We start from the raw sequence: 15,273 nt of genomic DNA, 5'->3' as shown, positions 1-15,273 counted from the left end.
CCATTTTATACTTTAAATTTGGAAGTGAAGGAATCGTGAATTGCTTTGCAGAAACTTTCAAACGAAAATTTGATCCACTGCATCCCACAGATATCAGGAGAATATCATATGAATTATGTTACTTTTTGTAAAAATTACTATGCCGTTACAGGAATTCCTACGAATCTAATTACTGAAGCAGGAGCTATTTACTCTGCTTTATCAGAACAGCTCCACATCTCAACAGAGAGCCCTTATCCGCTTTATCCATCCGATTATAATCCCGAATTTCGTTTTGCATCTCCCGACATTGTATATGGCTCTGTCCAAATTGAAGCTACTGGTGAATATATCATCTTAGGCCCGGTTTTTTCCGTTCCTGTGACAGATGAGCTCGTCCGCAGTTATATGCATGACTCTGCCACGCCCCTGAAGTACAAGGAAGTAATCGCTGAGGCTCTCGCCTCCATTCCCCGGTTATCACATATCCAATTTTGTCAGCATCTTGTTTTCCTGCATCAATGTGTGAACCACAAGGAAATCAGTGTGTTGAAATTATTGGGACAGCGTGCACCCCAGCAATTGCGGCAGAGCCAGCAGCATTTGAAATCCATTACAGAAAATATGGAAAATAAAAAGATGCATAACACTTACCAGTTTGAATGCGAACTTTTTCAGTTTGTTCAAAACGGAAATGTAAATGCTTTGCAGAATTTTTTGAAGAATAATACATTACAATTAGAAGAAGGCAGACTTGCAAAAACCCCGATTCGCCATGCCAAAAATCTTTTTATCGTGACAGCAATCAAAACCGCTGTTCTTGGTGCCATTCCGGGAGGAGTAGATATTGAAAAAACATATCAGCTTCTGGATCTTTATATTCAGGAATGCGAGGCACTGCAGTCACTGGAAAAAATCCAGGCACTGCAATACTCCATGATTCTGGATTTTTGTCAGCAGGCAGGTGAAACCAAAATCCCTGCTGGAATCTCAAGAGAAGTTTATACCTGTATGAATTTTATCCGTACACATACAAACGAATCCATCTCTGTGAATGATGTCGCGGATTCCATTCAGAAAAGTACTTCCTACACGATGAAAAAATTCAAAACTGAGCTCGGCTTTACCATAGGTGCTTTCATTACAAGATGTAAATTAGAAGAAGCTAAAATGCTTTTAACCTACAGTACAAAAAGTCTGGCTGAAATCAGCAGTTATCTCTGCTTTTCCAGCCAGCCTCATTTTCAGAGTTTATTCAAAAAACAGTATCATATGACTCCTTTAGAATACCGGAAAAAATCCGGTGTAATGGATACTATACGGCTTTAGTTTATCCTTTCCAGAGGCCCATTACAAAAACCTCACCTGCCGTTTTATCTTTTGTATGAAAACAGCCGATGAGGTTTTTGCTAAGAATGAACATCAGTGCAGATGATAAACCAGTTTCACAAACGCCGGATCATCATGGTTTACAATTTCACTGTGTCCGAGATGTTTGTAAAACAGAACATAAAAAAAGCTTTCAATCCTTGTTTCAATCCCTCTGAGTTCATCATACAATCTGTCGTTTCACCCCTTATTTTCTGACATTTCTGTGGAAATATACTTTTTTCTTCCTCCTTCATTGCGAATCTTTCCGGGAAATGCTATAATAGCCAAAGTTGAAAGCGCGAAATCCGAAGCATTTGCAAGCTGCTTCGGAAAAAAAGACCATCCCCCGGACAAAAAGAGAGGGGATATGTCCATCCTACGGGACATAAGAAAGGAGTTATTCTATGCCTTATGATGACGTACAAAAATTTTCAGAGGCTGCCGTAAACAAAGCAAGGCTGCTGAAAGAACACCCGGGGAAATACTTTCTCCGTGCAGTCATGGCCGGTTTCTTTATCGTGGTTGCCATGATTTTCTCCAACGTGGTAGGCAATACGTTCCAGAGTACAGATCCTGCCTGGGGAAAACTGCTTGGCGGTATTGTGTTTGCCATTGCGGTTCTGCTGATCGTTTTTATCGGTGCAGAGCTTTTCACCGGAAACAATCTTGTTATGGCATTTGGGGCCTATGACAAAAAAGTCTCCTGGGCACAGGTTGGAAAAGTATGGCTGGTAAGCTACATCGGAAACTTTGTCGGATGCCTGATTCTCTCCGTAATTTTCGTACTGGCAGGTGCTTCCGGTACTGCCGATTATTACGCAGGATTTATTGGAAATAAACTTTCCATTCCTGCCGGAGAAATGTTTTTCCGTGCCATTCTCTGCAACTTCTTCGTCTGCCTTGCCGTTGCCTGCGGCATAAAATGCAAAAATGAAGTTGCCAAATTTTTCATGATTATACTTTGCATCACCGGATTCGTTGTTGCCGGTTTTGAACACTGCGTTGCCAATATGGCCACCTTTGTTACCGCTGCACTTCTGGTCCCAGGCGGCATTTCTCTGACTGCCGCATTGAAAAGTATGGTCATTGTAACTATAGGAAACGCAATAGGAGGCGGTGTGCTCCTTGCCTGGCCGCTTCGAATGATGAGTGCAGATAAATGACAAAATCTTTATACATTGCGGAAAAACCGAGCGTTGCTCAGGAGTTCGCAAAAGCGTTAAAACAGAATATGCAGCGCAGGGATGGATACTTAGAGTCGGATCAGTCCGTCGTAACCTGGTGCGTCGGTCACCTGGTTACGATGAGCTATCCGGAAAAATATGATCCTGCGTTAAAAAGGTGGAGTCTCGAGACCCTGCCTTTTTTGCCTGAAAACTTCAAATATGAAATTATCCCGGAAGTAAAAAAGCAGTTCACCATTGTGAGTAACCTGCTCCACCGGGAGGATATTGAAACCATTTATGTCTGTACCGACTCCGGGCGTGAGGGAGAATACATCTATCGTCTCGTCGCGCAGATGGCCGGTATCAAAGACAAGAAACAGAAGCGTGTCTGGATCGACTCGCAGACAGAAGAAGAAATCCTGCGCGGTATCCGCGAAGCGAAGGACGAAAGTGAATACGACAATCTTTCGGCATCCGCTTATCTCCGCGCCAAAGAAGATTACCTGATGGGCATTAACTTTTCCCGTCTTCTCTCGCTCAAATACGGAAGCGCTGTCGCATCGTATCTCGGCACTAAATATCAGTCTATTTCCGTCGGCCGTGTTATGACATGTGTGCTCGGCATGGTCGTACGCCGGGAGCGCGAAATCCGCAGCTTTGTGAAAACACCATTCTACCGTGTCATCGCCGGTCTTTCCTTAAATGGACGCAATTTTGAGGGGGAATGGCGCGCCGTAAAAGGCAGCCGCTACTTCAACTCTCCGCTTCTCTATAAGGAGAACGGCTTCCAGAAAAAAGAGGACGCACAGAAACTGATGGAGGAATTAAGCATGCAGAATCCTCTGATCCCGCATGTCCTGAAAATGGAGCGAAAAAAGGAAAATAAAAATGCGCCACTGCTTTACAACCTTGCGGAGCTGCAAAACGACTGTGCCCGCTTTTTCAAAATCAGTCCGGATGAAACGCTGAAAGTTGTTCAGGAGCTTTACGAGAAAAAGCTGGTTACCTATCCGCGAACCGATGCCCGTGTGCTTTCTTCTGCCGTTGCCAGGGAAATCAGCAAAAACCTGCGCGGCCTGCAGCAGTACGGCATCTGCAGCGGCCTTGCAAATGAAATTTTGCAGGGTGAAAGCTGGAAAAAGATTGGTTCCACCCGCTATACAAACGATAAACAGATTACCGATCACTATGCGATCATTCCGACCGGACAGGGCCTTAACAATCTGCGGAACCTCTCGGAACTCTCCGCAAAAGTTTATGAGACAATTGTCCGCCGTTTTCTCGGTATCTTCTATCCGCCGGCGGTCTATCAGAAAGTTGCTCTTGTCACCGAAATCGGCGGCGAGCAGTTTTTCTCCAACTTCCGTGTTCTCGTGCAGGAGGGCTATTTAAAAGCCATGCAGTATTCTTTCTTCCGTAAGAAAGAGGAGGACGACGAGGGCAGAAAGGAGGACGAGACGACTTGCGATCCCTCTTTTCTTGCAGCGCTGTCCCAGCTGCAGAAAGGCAGCGAGCTGAATCTTCTCGGCCTTTCTATCAAAGAAGGAGAAACCTCTCCGCCAAAACGCTACACCTCCGGTTCGATGATCCTTGCAATGGAAAATGCCGGACAGCTCATTGAAGACGAGGAGCTGCGCGAACAGATTAAGGGAAGCGGCATCGGAACGAGTGCGACGCGTGCTGAGATTCTGAAAAAGCTTGTCTTTATCAAATATCTTGCTCTGAACAAAAAGACGCAGGTTATCACCCCGACACAGCTTGGCGAAATGATCTACGACGTCGTACACCAGTCGATCCGCCCGCTTCTGAATCCGGAGCTGACGGCAAGCTGGGAAAAGGGACTTACCTATGTAGCGGAAGGCTCCATTACCTCCGAGGAATATATGGGAAAACTGGAAAACTTTGTGACACGCCACACGGTAAATGTGAAGCAGCTGCGGAATCAGTTCCAGCTAAAGAGCAGCTTTGATGCGTCCGCGCCGTATTACAAAAAAGCCTCTTCCACGCGCTCCCGTACCGGGAAACGTACCGCTGCAGAAGGCTCCTCTGCAAAGTCCTATTCCACTGCCAGAAAAAAGGGCGCACAGAACTCCTGAAATGTGGTAAGATAAACAGGAACTAAAACAAGAAAGGATGAATCACGCATGAAAGATGCAACCATTTCTGAACTTTATGATTTAACCCAGACCATTGCCGCAAAAATCTTTGAAGGCAAAACGTATCCATGGGAAGTGCTTCCGCTCATTAAAGATTTTATTCTTGAACTCGGCGAAACACTCGATCCGGCAGAATACGAAAAACGCGGCGAAAATGTCTGGATCGCAAAAGATGCCGTGATCGCACCGACCGCTTCCATTAACGGCCCATGCATCATTGGAAAAGGCGCTGAGATCCGTCAGTGTGCCTTTATCCGCGGAAACGCCATCGTCGGCGAAGGCGCTGTCGTTGGAAACTCCACCGAACTGAAAAATGTCATTCTCTTTAATAAAGTACAGGTTCCGCATTACAACTATGTCGGCGACTCTGTTCTTGGATACAAAGCCCATATGGGTGCCGGTTCCATTACTTCCAATGTAAAATCCGATAAGAAGCTCGTTGTTGTCAAAGGCGTAGATGAACAGATCGAAACCGGACTGAAAAAATTTGGTGCGATGCTCGGCGATGAAGTTGAGGTCGGCTGTAACAGCGTATTGAACCCGGGAACGGTTGTCGGAAGAAATTCCAACATTTATCCACTCTCCTGTGTTCGCGGTGTGATCCCGTCAGGTCATATTTTTAAGAATGCGAAAGAAATTGTCGAAAAAATCTGATAATTAAAAAAATTCTCTTTTATCGAGAGAAAACCAAACCGATTGATTTAAAAGACCGCCGGAAATTTTATCGTTTTCCGGTGGTCTTTGCAATTTTTTATCAAAATATGCTGGACGAATGACCAATTTTGTGAGACAATAACCATAGGTCTGTGAACAGGCTGGAAACAGTCCGTTCGAAAGACAAAAGCTCAAATAAGTACATATTTGAAAGGAGTTTAACAATGACTTATTCACACGAAGTAGAATGATGTGTCCGGTTGCCCAGGGCGTGCATCACGGTGCAGCTCCGATTCCGGAGGAAGCAAAATGGGTAAAAGCAAAAGAAATCAAAGACATTTCCGGATTCACTCACGGTATTGGCTGGTGCGCACCGCAGCAGGGTACCTGCAAGCTGACTCTGAACGTAAAAGAGGGCGTTATCCAGGAAGCTCTCGTTGAGACTATCGGATGTTCAGGAATGACTCATTCTGCAGCTATGGCATCTGAGATTCTGCCAGGACTTACCATCCTTGAGGCACTGAATACTGACCTTGTGTGTGATGCTATCAATACTGCTATGAGAGAGCTCTTCCTGCAGATCGTTTACGGAAGAAGCCAGAGTGCATTCTCCGAGGACGGACTGGTTGTAGGCGCAGGCCTGGAAGACCTTGGTAAAGGACTTCGTTCCCAGGTTGGTACCATGTACGGAACTCTTGCAAAAGGACCTCGTTACCTGGAGATGACCGACGGTTATGTAACAGGTATCGCTCTGGATGCAGATGATGAGATTATCGGTTACAAATTCATCAACTTCGGAAAGATGATGGACTTCATCAAAGCCGGCGATGATGCAAACACAGCTTTCGAAAAAGCAAGCGGACAGTACGGACGTGTTGCTGATGCTGTTAAGATCGTTGACCCGAGAAAAGAGTAATCAGATAATTTAGGAGGATAGGAAAATGGCTTTATTTGAATCATATGAAAGAAGAGAGAAACAGATTCTGGCTAAGCTTGCTGAGTACGGAATCAACTCCATCGAAGAAGCTGCAGAAGTTACAAAAGCTGCTGGCCTTGATGTATACAAAATGATCGAGGCATTCAGCCAATCTGCTTCGAGAATGCAAAATGGGCTTACACTGTAGGCGCAGCAATCGCAATCAAAAAAGGATGCCGCAAAGCTTCTGAAGCTGCTGCAGCAATCGGTGAGGGACTTCAGTCCTTCTGTATCCCGGGTTCTGTAGCAGATCAGCGTAAAGTTGGTCTTGGCCATGGTAACCTTGGTAAAATGCTTCTGGAAGAGGACACCGAGTGCTTCGCATTCCTGGCTGGACATGAGTCCTTCGCAGCTGCTGAGGGTGCTATCGGTATCGCTGAAAAAGCAAACAAAGTACGTCAGAAACCTCTGCGTGTTATCCTGAACGGTCTTGGAAAAGACGCTGCTCAGATCATCGCTCGTATCAACGGCTTTACTTATGTAGAGACTGAGTATGACTACTACACCGGAGAACTGAAAGAAGTATTCAGAAAAGCATACTCCGATGGACCGCGTGCGAAAGTTAACTGCTACGGCGCTAACGACGTTCGCGAAGGCGTTGCTATCATGTGGAAAGAGAACGTTGACGTTTCCATCACCGGAAACTCCACCAACCCGACTCGTTTCCAGCATCCAGTTGCAGGTACCTACAAAAAAGAGCGTATCGAAGCTGGTAAAAAATACTTCTCCGTTGCTTCCGGCGGTGGTACAGGACGTACTCTTCACCCGGACAACATGGCAGCAGGTCCTGCTTCCTACGGTATGACCGATACTATGGGACGTATGCATTCTGACGCTCAGTTTGCAGGTTCTTCTTCTGTACCGGCTCACGTAGAAATGATGGGTCTGATCGGCGCAGGAAACAACCCAATGGTTGGTATGACTGTTGCTGTAGCTGTTGCTGTTGAAGAGGCAGCAAAAGCTGGCAAATTCTAAGATTAGCCAAACCTTGCGTAAATAAAATTATTTGAGCAAAAAAGAAGCGCCGCGGGAATTTTCCCGTATGGCGCTTCTTTTTTGCTGCTTTCGATATCCTGCAAACTATATTCTTTTGATCCATGCACAAAAACGCCTCTGAACCCAAAACGTTTCAGAGTTTTTTATATCATTCTAAGCATTATTTTGCAGCGATAAACTTCTTTGCAACCAGTGTCTCTGCACAAAGTACTGCTCCGCCTGCTGCGCCGCGGACCGTGTTGTGGGACAGACCTACGAATTTCCAGTCGTAGATGGAATCCTCTCTTAAACGGCCTACGTTGATTCCCATGCCGTTCTCGTAGTTGACATCCAGTGTTACCTGCGGACGGTTATCTTCTGTCATGTAACGGATGAACTGTTTCGGTGCGCTTGGCAGATTCAGCTCCTGCGGAAGGCCTTTGAAGTTCTCCAGTTTTTCGATCAGCTGCTCTTTCGTCGGTTTCTTGCGGAATTTCACGAAAACAGCTGCGGTGTGTCCGTTTAATACCGGTACACGGATGCACTGGCAGGTGATCTTCGGCTCGGTTGCTTTTACGATCACGCCGTTCTCGATTTTACCCCAGATACGAAGCGGCTCCTGCTCGCTCTTCTCTTCCTCGCCGCCGATGAACGGGATGATGTTGCCTTCCATCTCCGGCCAGTCTTTGAAGGTTTTTCCTGCTCCGGAAATTGCCTGATATGTGGTTGCAACAACCTCATACGGCTCAAACTCTTTCCATGCAGTTAAAACCGGCGCATAACTCTGGATGGAGCAGTTCGGTTTTACCGCAATAAATCCTCTCTTGGTGCCCAGACGTTTTTTCTGGAACTCGATGACATCGAAATGTTCCGGGTTGATTTCCGGCACTACCATCGGCACATCCGGTGTCCAGCGGTGTGCGCTGTTGTTGGAAACAACCGGTGTCTCGGTCTTTGCATATGCTTCTTCAATCGCTTTGATCTCGTCTTTCGACATATCAACTGCGGAAAATACAAAATCTACGGTAGATGCCACATGCTCTACATCATTTACATTCATCACAACGAGCTTTTTCACTGCTTCCGGCATTGGAGTATCCATTTTCCAGCGTCCGCCGACTGCTTCCTCGTATGTTTTTCCGGCACTTCTCGGACTTGCTGCCAGGGTCACAACTTCAAACCACGGATGGTTCTCCAGCAGAGAAATAAATCTCTGACCTACCATACCGGTTGCTCCTAAAATTCCTACTCTCAATTTCTGCTCCATTGGTTTCATCTCCTTGTTCTTCTGTGGCGTACATTTGTGCGCCTCATGTCATACTATACCAATTTTTTCAAAATTGCAACTGTTTTTTCAATTTTCCTGTAAATATTTTTTATTCTGCTCGATGACAGCCAGCATCGCATCTGCTCCCGGCGCACCGATCGTGTTGCGTCGTTCTACGCAGTTCTTCATGCTGATGGCATCATAAATATCATCCTCGAAGACCGGGCTGATCGCTTTGTACTCTTCGAGTTTCATATCATCAAGGGAGATTCCTTTGTCAATGCAGTACAGAACGAGACGACCGACAATGCCATGTGCATCGCGGAACGGAACGCCTTTTCCAACAAGGTAATCAGCTGCGTCCGTTGCATTCGTGAAACCGTTCTTTGCACTGTTCTCCATGCGGTCTTTTTTGAAGTGCATGGTAGAAAGCATGCCATTGAACAGAGCCAGGCATCCTTTTACGGTGTCGATGGCATCGAAGGTCAGCTCTTTATCCTCCTGCATATCTTTGTTGTACGCCAGCGGGATTCCCTTCATAGTGGTGAGCATTGACATCAGAGCTGCGTAAACGCGGCCTGTTTTTCCTCGAACAAGCTCTGCGATATCCGGATTCTTTTTCTGCGGCATGATACTGCTTCCGGTGCTGTATGCGTCGTCGATGTCCACAAACTGGTACTCATTGGTATTCCAGATGATGATCTCCTCGGAGAAGCGGGAAAGATGCATCATAATCGTAGAAAGAGCACTGAGGAGCTCAATGACATAGTCACGGTCGGATACGGAATCCATGCTGTTTAAGGTCGGGCCGTCAAAGCCGAGCAGCTCTGCGGTGTAAGCGCGGTCCAACGGATACGTCGTTCCAGCCAGCGCACCGGAACCGAGCGGACAGTAATTCATTCTCTTGTAGATGTCTGCAAGGCGGCCTCTGTCGCGGCGGAACATTTCAAAATATGCGCCCATGTGATGTGCCAGTGTGATCGGCTGTGCTTTCTGCAGATGGGTGAATCCCGGCATATAGGTGTGAATGTTCTCTTCCATGATTTTTTCGAGTGTTACCAGCACCTCTTTGACGAGTGCATCAATCTCGGTGATCTCATCGCGGACATAAAGTTTCATATCGAGGGCTACCTGGTCATTGCGGCTTCTTCCGGTGTGCAGCTTCTTTCCGGCATCTCCGATGCGGTCGATCAGGTTTGCCTCCACGAAGCTGTGGATATCCTCATATTCGCTGGTGATTTCCAGTTTTCCGCTCTCTACATCGGCAAGAATCCCCTCCAGTCCTGCAAGAATCTGGTCTCTCTCCTCTTCTGTCAGAATGCCCTGTTTTGCCAGCATCTTTACGTGTGCCATGCTGCCTTTGATGTCCTGTTTATAGAATTTCTGATCAAAGCTGATGGATGCATTAAAATTATACACTAACTTGTCGGTCTCTTTTGTAAACCGTCCGCCCCATAACTGTGCCATTTTCATTCCTCTTTTCCTGTAAGTTTTTTAAATTATCATGTATTATTATACAAGCATCCAACCTTCCTTTGCAAGTCAAATCACCTACTTTCCCGAATTTCGGCGTTTTGTGTAGTTTTTTTCCAGCCAGCCCAAGATGCCGTACAATCCTGCCGCAACGAGGCAGAGGATCAGGATGGACAGGATTACCCAGTCAAGTCTGAACAGATTTGCCCACCTTTTTGCGGCAGAGACGCTCGTCAGCCGCCCGATTTGCCGCTATCCAGAGCTCTTCAGAGACGATAGCAGGAATTTTCCCCGCATAGACGTACTGCCCGCCCGGCGGTGTAGGGAGCGTTTTTCCGGTGTTAAAATCGTAATGCTTCCTGTTCATGACTACGGTGCCTTTATTCATGGGATTCCGCACCATGCGGATAATGTCTGTTCCAGAGAATGGTTTTCCGGCGCGGCTGCGGACGCCCTCCGCTGCCAGAACCGCCGCAATTTTCCGTCCGCCGAGACCGTCTGCACAGAGTTCGTACATACGGTGCTTCACTGCGGCCTCCTCCGGGATGATCTCAATCGCTCCGTCTGCCGTCCGCCGGTAACCATAACTTTTTGAGGTCAGCACCGGCTTTCCATTATTCTGCTGCCGTTTCTGGTGCGCCAGATTCATCTTCTTGCTCAGCTCCCGGCTGTACTCCTCCGCCAGAATCGCCTTAATGCCGGTCAGAAGCGCGTCTTCCGGCGAATAGAATGTGTTCTCCAGATAAAAATACAGCCGCTTTCCGGCGCAGTTTAAGCGGTCTGCGAACAGATACCAGTCCCGCGTGTTCCGCATCAGGCGGTCCTGCGACTTGATTACGACGACATCAAACCGGTTCTGCTCGAGATCCTCGTACAGGCGGTTATATTCCCGTCTGCCCTTCCGGCTCGTACCGGAGCGGCTCTCCACGTAGGCATCCACAAGCCTCCATCCTCTTGCCCGGATTGCCTCTTCCGCCTCCGCCGCCTGCCTTACCAGCGCATCCTTCTGGTTTTCCTCCTCGGTGCTGCACCTTGCATAATAAACCGCACGCAGCTTCTCCTCTTCCATCTCCTGTCTCACTTTCCAGATGCTTCTCTTTACTATATAGAAAAAAGGACCGGAAAGTTCCGACCCTCTTTTTGTAATTTCTTTTACGGATTGCACCGTCCGCACGGCTCATAGCCTTCGGCGATCAGGTCCTCGCGCGGTCCCTGATATGTCGCCTTGTTTTCATCCTTAATCGAGCTGACGCTGGAGCATGACGGCAGGTGGAATTTCATGCTGGATGTGTTCATGACATATTCCTGCTGATCCGTCATCGTTCCGCTGCTTTCGCTTAACGTGCTGTCTCCCGTTGCATAATTAATCGAGATGCCCGGCTGATTGTTGTATGCGAAGATATGGAAGGAAATGCCCTCGCCGTCATCTTCCATGGAAAGTGCCTCCATCTCCACACCGTCCGCTACAAGGTCGTCCCCGGTAAAAATTGGTGTAACGCGGTACAGCACATGGTTTCCGGTCTCTTTGACGTAGTCGGCAACCATGTTTTCAAACGGCAGCATGCCCTCGACATTCAGATAACGTGTTCCAGTGATCAGATTCTTCTCGTTTGCATTCTCACCGGTCAGCTGGTATCCGATCAGATGGCAGCGGTTGTACAGATATTTACCTTCCACCTGATCGTATTTTACCGTATGCCAGCCCGTCGGCTTTACCTGGCCGATCGCGCCGCGCTTCTCCGTCGGCATAAGATCCTGGCCGATATTCGCCTCTGCCACGCCGCATCGTCCCAGGCTGTCCAGATCGCTGTAATGCTCGTACGACTCGGTCGTCTTTTCCTCATCGGTAAAATCCGGCTCATTTCCGTTTAAAACGACATACGGTTCACCGGAAAACTCCGGAACATCAAGAACTGAAACGGCCGTCGGTGCCTGATCGGTAATCTGGGATTCCGTCATCGTATAAGCGGCCGTAACCTCCGAACCGGAATCTGCTCTCGCCGTCGAGAGAAGATCCTGCGCCTCACAGCCGGTCAGTGTCAGAGCAAGAAGCGCCGCCAGCAGCAGAAGCTGTTTTCTTAGTTTTTTCATTTCTCATATACCTCTTTCGTTATTTTCTCATGGGAATAGCCTGCAAACTCCTCCTCGGACACTTTATTCCATTTGGAAAGATCCAGGTCGAATTTCCGGTCAGACGGATAATGCCGGTTCCACCAGAAAACGATGATTTTCTCTATCTTCGCTTCCACAGCCTGCAGTCCTGTATTCTCCACAAAGCAGTATTCTCCTTCGCCTGCCTGCTCCAGAAAATCTGCCGCCGCCTGAAGTGTTACCTTCCCACTCTCCTTCTGCTCCGCGAACAGCTTTTCCGAAGCCGGATTCATCCAGAGCGTTTTCCCCTCACACAGTTCGCAGATTTTTTCCGTTACCACGCGGTCCCGCGAAACGCGTCGTCCGCCAAACTGCATTCCTCTTCGTTCTTCCAGACATACGATTCCTATCATCTGTCATCCTCCCTTCTCTTGCGTGTGCATATCTGAACACCTGACTGCCGTAGATAATCAGATAGCCAAGCCCCTCTCTTGCCCCGATAAACTCTCCGATTACAACACCGACGAGGCACAGGCCGATGTTGACCTTCCACACGGCGAGCAGCCCCGGAAACGACCACGGCAGCACGACGCGGAACAGCATATCCTTCTTCGTTCCGCCGAGTGTTGCAATCAGGCGGAGCATATCCGGCTCCACACTCTGAAAGCTGCTGTAAATGCTGATCACCGAGCCGAATATCGCAACGGAAATGCCGGCCGTGATGATCGTTTTCACGTTTGCCCCCATCCACACAATGAGAAGCGGGGCGAGCGCCGATTTCGGCAGGCTGTTCAGGACTACCAGGTACGGCTCCATCACCGCAGAAAAGCGCGGAAAGAGCCACAAAAGCACAGCGAACGCCATGCCAAGTGCCGAGACGAGCAGAAAGCTGATTCCCGTCTCATACACCGTGATCCCGATATGGCGCAGAAGGTTCTGCTCCGTCAGCAGGGTCACGAACGTTTTTCCCACCCGCACAGGGCTGGAAAAGATAAACGGATCGATCCATCTCAGATCCGCCGCCACCTCCCATAATACCAGAAAACTGACGAGAAGCAAAGCCCGAAACACCCGCACCTGCTCCCGTTCTCTTTTTTTCTGCCGGAGATACGCCCTCTGAAAGCTGCTCTCCGGCGTTTTTGCCTGCTCACGCATTTTCATTCAGCTCCTTCCAGATGGCATTGAAATACGTTTTAAATTCCGGCGCACTGCGCGCTTTCATCGGCGTGCGCTCCTCCATCGCAAACCGGATCGGAATCTTTTTTTTCACATATGCCGGCCGTGCCGCCAGAACAATCACACGGTCCGCCATGCTGATGGCCTCCGAAATATCGTGTGTCACGAGAATTGCTGTCTTTCCCTCTTTTTTGATGATCTTTCCGATATCATCACAGACGTTCAGCCTCGTCTGGTAGTCGAGAGCGGAGAACGGCTCGTCAAGCAGCAGAAGATCCGGCTCCATCGCCAGTGTACGGATCAGTGCCGCCCTCTGCCGCATACCGCCGGAAAGTTCGGACGGACGGGCATTGGAAAAGGATTTCAGGCCGTATGTCTCCATCATCTCCCCGACTTTTTCTTTCCGCTCGGGTGTCAGCGTGCGCGAAATCTCAAGGCCCAGCAGAACGTTGCTGTAGATGGTCCGCCATTCAAACAGGTGGTCTCTCTGCAGCATATAGCCGATATGGAGATCCGCCTCCGTGATCGGCCGTCCGCGGCTCAGCAGAGTTCCCGCCTCCGGCTTTAAAAGACCGGAAATCAAGTTCAGGATCGTGCTCTTTCCGCAGCCGCTCGGTCCGACAAGAGCAACAAATTCCCCCGTTTTTACCGAAAAGGTCAGATCGCACAGCGCCGGTGTTTCTCCTTTCATGGTGTGATAGGACAGTGATATATGCTCTAATGACAGGATTTGATCATCCATTTTTTTGCATCCTCCTCTATCTATAAGATATCATATGCAGCTTGCATCCCAGCCGCGCTGAGGCTATAATAGAAAGGATTGAAAGATACCAGGAGGTTTGAAGATACATTATGGCCAATAAAAGAAATTACCAGAAGGAGCTGGATGCGAAGATTGCAGGACTTCACGGTGAAGTTCCGACCTTGCTGCTGCACAGCTGCTGTGCGCCGTGCAGCAGTTACGTGCTGGAATATCTGTCGCAGTATTTTTCCATTACGCTCTTTTACTATAATCCCAACATCTATCCGCCGACGGAGTACGAGCACCGCGTGGAGGAACAGCAGCGTCTGATCCGCTCTCTTCCCGCCGTGCATCCGATTTTCTTCTGCCCCGGCCCGTACGATTCTGACCGGTTCTATGAGCTGACACGCGGGATGGAAAATGTGCCGGAGGGCGGCGAGCGCTGTTTTGTCTGCTATGAAATGCGGCTCCGCGAAGCGGCCGAAATGGCAAAGCAGCTCAAACTCGACTATTTTACAACAACCCTCTCCATCAGCCCGCTGAAAAACGCGGAAAAACTGAATGAAATCGGAGAACGGCTTGCCGCCGAATACGGGATCCCATATCTCAATTCAGATTTCAAGAAACGGGGCGGCTACCAGCGTTCCATCGAACTTTCCCATGAATACGGCCTTTACCGCCAGGACTACTGCGGCTGCGTCTTTTCCCGCCGGGAACGCGACGCACGGGTGGCAGCACAGGAAAATGGCAACAGCTGATGTGCTCTTTGAAGTGCCCGGCCAAAAGCTCCGTCAGGATATGCTGTACGAACTGATTTTCCTGAAACTTGTAACAGCAAACGCCCTTTGCAGCAGATCTTTTTCCTGCAAAGGGCGTTCGTATTTCTGTCATATTTCTCATGATACCAGAAAACCCGCAGAACCTTACGTCCTGCGGGTTTCTAAAGAATAAGCCGAAAATCAGATTCGAACTGACGACCCCTTCATTACGAGTGAAGTGCTCTACCGGCTGAGCTATTTCGGCCTGTGAAATTCATTTCCTGAATGACACAATCATTATTATACCGTATTTTTTTGAAATTGCAAGCATTTTTTTGAAATTTATGAATCTTTTTCTAAAATTTGTTCCGCCCCACTGATTTCCCGCCGTTTCCATCCCTGTTGTTTTCACCTCCCTGGCGCAAATTTTATGCATAAACTTTGTCCTTACTTTCAAAAATTAAGGAAAACCATCCCTTTTCCTTATAA

Annotated in this window: 12 protein-coding genes, 1 tRNA gene and 2 pseudogenes; 7 read left to right on the top strand and 8 right to left on the bottom strand. The window is 48.3% G+C overall.

Going from position 1 to position 15,273, the window contains the following annotated elements; translation table 11 throughout:
• Positions 1-108: 108 nt before the first annotated feature.
• The 6 genes and pseudogenes from DWZ60_RS10010 to DWZ60_RS09980 all read left to right on the top strand — a co-directional run bounded on the left by DWZ60_RS10010 (position 109) and on the right by DWZ60_RS09980 (position 7,277).
• Positions 109-1,308, top strand: a complete 1,200-nt coding sequence (locus DWZ60_RS10010) for a helix-turn-helix domain-containing protein (RefSeq protein WP_022463022.1) — start codon at positions 109-111, stop codon at positions 1,306-1,308.
• Between the two features lie 446 nt (positions 1,309-1,754).
• Entirely contained in the window at positions 1,755-2,513 is a 759-nt protein-coding gene (locus DWZ60_RS10000; protein ID WP_119221598.1) for a formate/nitrite transporter family protein, read from the top strand.
• Complete coding sequence (locus tag DWZ60_RS09995) at positions 2,510-4,612, top strand: DNA topoisomerase (RefSeq protein ID WP_118700714.1); 2,103 nt, start codon at positions 2,510-2,512, stop codon at positions 4,610-4,612. Before DWZ60_RS10000 ends, DWZ60_RS09995 begins: the two co-directional genes overlap by 4 nt.
• 48 nt (positions 4,613-4,660) lie before the next feature.
• Positions 4,661-5,326 carry an acyltransferase gene (locus tag DWZ60_RS09990; protein ID WP_118700715.1) on the top strand — a complete coding sequence of 222 codons (666 nt, stop codon included), beginning with the start codon at positions 4,661-4,663 and terminating at the stop codon, positions 5,324-5,326.
• Between the two features lie 224 nt (positions 5,327-5,550).
• Positions 5,551-6,242 (top strand): annotated as a pseudogene (locus DWZ60_RS09985) (iron-sulfur cluster assembly scaffold protein).
• A gap of 25 nt (positions 6,243-6,267) precedes the next feature.
• Positions 6,268-7,277, top strand: a pseudogene (locus DWZ60_RS09980) (GGGtGRT protein).
• Between the two features lie 181 nt (positions 7,278-7,458).
• On the opposite strand, the gene asd reads toward DWZ60_RS09980, so the two are convergent.
• The 7 genes from asd to DWZ60_RS09945 form a co-directional block, all read right to left on the bottom strand.
• Positions 7,459-8,544 carry an aspartate-semialdehyde dehydrogenase gene (gene asd, locus DWZ60_RS09975; RefSeq protein WP_022463016.1) on the bottom strand — a complete coding sequence of 362 codons (1,086 nt, stop codon included), beginning with the start codon at positions 8,542-8,544 and terminating at the stop codon, positions 7,459-7,461.
• Between the two features lie 87 nt (positions 8,545-8,631).
• Positions 8,632-10,011: an argininosuccinate lyase gene (gene argH, locus DWZ60_RS09970; protein WP_055267678.1), complete on the bottom strand. Its 1,380-nt coding sequence runs from the start codon at positions 10,009-10,011 to the stop codon at positions 8,632-8,634.
• A gap of 193 nt (positions 10,012-10,204) precedes the next feature.
• On the bottom strand, positions 10,205-11,098 hold the full coding sequence (locus DWZ60_RS09965) for a recombinase family protein (protein ID WP_147397740.1): 894 nt from the start codon (positions 11,096-11,098) through the stop codon (positions 10,205-10,207).
• Positions 11,099-11,169: 71 nt separating this feature from the next.
• Positions 11,170-12,108, bottom strand: a complete 939-nt coding sequence (locus DWZ60_RS09960; protein ID WP_119221596.1) for a DNA/RNA non-specific endonuclease — start codon at positions 12,106-12,108, stop codon at positions 11,170-11,172.
• A complete protein-coding gene (locus DWZ60_RS09955) occupies positions 12,105-12,401 on the bottom strand; it encodes a hypothetical protein (RefSeq protein WP_022463012.1) in 297 nt (98 codons plus the stop codon). The genes DWZ60_RS09960 and DWZ60_RS09955 overlap by 4 nt, the downstream gene beginning before the upstream one ends.
• Before the next feature lie 16 nt (positions 12,402-12,417).
• Entirely contained in the window at positions 12,418-13,269 is an 852-nt protein-coding gene (locus DWZ60_RS09950) for an ABC transporter permease (protein WP_243038282.1), read from the bottom strand.
• Positions 13,256-14,026, bottom strand: coding sequence for an ABC transporter ATP-binding protein (locus DWZ60_RS09945; protein WP_117510218.1), 771 nt, complete (start codon positions 14,024-14,026; stop codon positions 13,256-13,258). Before DWZ60_RS09945 ends, DWZ60_RS09950 begins: the two co-directional genes overlap by 14 nt.
• 110 nt (positions 14,027-14,136) lie before the next feature.
• Between DWZ60_RS09945 and DWZ60_RS09940 the strand changes: the two genes are divergently transcribed.
• Positions 14,137-14,784, top strand: a complete 648-nt coding sequence (locus DWZ60_RS09940) for an epoxyqueuosine reductase QueH (RefSeq protein ID WP_119221595.1) — start codon at positions 14,137-14,139, stop codon at positions 14,782-14,784.
• Positions 14,785-14,976: 192 nt separating this feature from the next.
• Here DWZ60_RS09940 and DWZ60_RS09930 read toward each other — a convergent pair.
• Positions 14,977-15,049: transfer RNA gene (locus DWZ60_RS09930), tRNA-Thr, on the bottom strand.
• Between the last annotated feature and the right edge of the window lie 224 nt (positions 15,050-15,273).

The sequence above is a fragment of the Blautia sp. AF34-10 genome (genome assembly GCF_003477865.1).
Lineage (GTDB): Bacteria > Bacillota > Clostridia > Lachnospirales > Lachnospiraceae > Fusicatenibacter > Fusicatenibacter saccharivorans.
Note: the sequence above shows the minus strand (reverse complement) of the source record. Positions and strands in the feature narration are given on the sequence as shown.

What these genes read in the sequence shown, in the direction of transcription:
- DWZ60_RS09955 (WP_022463012.1), bottom strand. Translation starts at nt 12,401, where the DNA reads ATGAATCCGGCTTCGGAAAAGCTGTTCGCGGAGCAGAAGGAGAGTGGG.
- DWZ60_RS09945 (WP_117510218.1), bottom strand. Translation starts at nt 14,026, where the DNA reads ATGGATGATCAAATCCTGTCATTAGAGCATATATCACTGTCCTATCAC.
- DWZ60_RS09995 (WP_118700714.1), top strand. Translation starts at nt 2,510, where the DNA reads ATGACAAAATCTTTATACATTGCGGAAAAACCGAGCGTTGCTCAGGAG.
- DWZ60_RS10000 (WP_119221598.1), top strand. Translation starts at nt 1,755, where the DNA reads ATGCCTTATGATGACGTACAAAAATTTTCAGAGGCTGCCGTAAACAAA.
- DWZ60_RS09990 (WP_118700715.1), top strand. Translation starts at nt 4,661, where the DNA reads ATGAAAGATGCAACCATTTCTGAACTTTATGATTTAACCCAGACCATT.
- argH (WP_055267678.1), bottom strand. Translation starts at nt 10,011, where the DNA reads ATGGCACAGTTATGGGGCGGACGGTTTACAAAAGAGACCGACAAGTTA.
- DWZ60_RS10010 (WP_022463022.1), top strand. Translation starts at nt 109, where the DNA reads ATGAATTATGTTACTTTTTGTAAAAATTACTATGCCGTTACAGGAATT.
- asd (WP_022463016.1), bottom strand. Translation starts at nt 8,544, where the DNA reads ATGGAGCAGAAATTGAGAGTAGGAATTTTAGGAGCAACCGGTATGGTA.
- DWZ60_RS09940 (WP_119221595.1), top strand. Translation starts at nt 14,137, where the DNA reads ATGGCCAATAAAAGAAATTACCAGAAGGAGCTGGATGCGAAGATTGCA.
- DWZ60_RS09950 (WP_243038282.1), bottom strand. Translation starts at nt 13,269, where the DNA reads ATGAAAATGCGTGAGCAGGCAAAAACGCCGGAGAGCAGCTTTCAGAGG.
- DWZ60_RS09960 (WP_119221596.1), bottom strand. Translation starts at nt 12,108, where the DNA reads ATGAAAAAACTAAGAAAACAGCTTCTGCTGCTGGCGGCGCTTCTTGCT.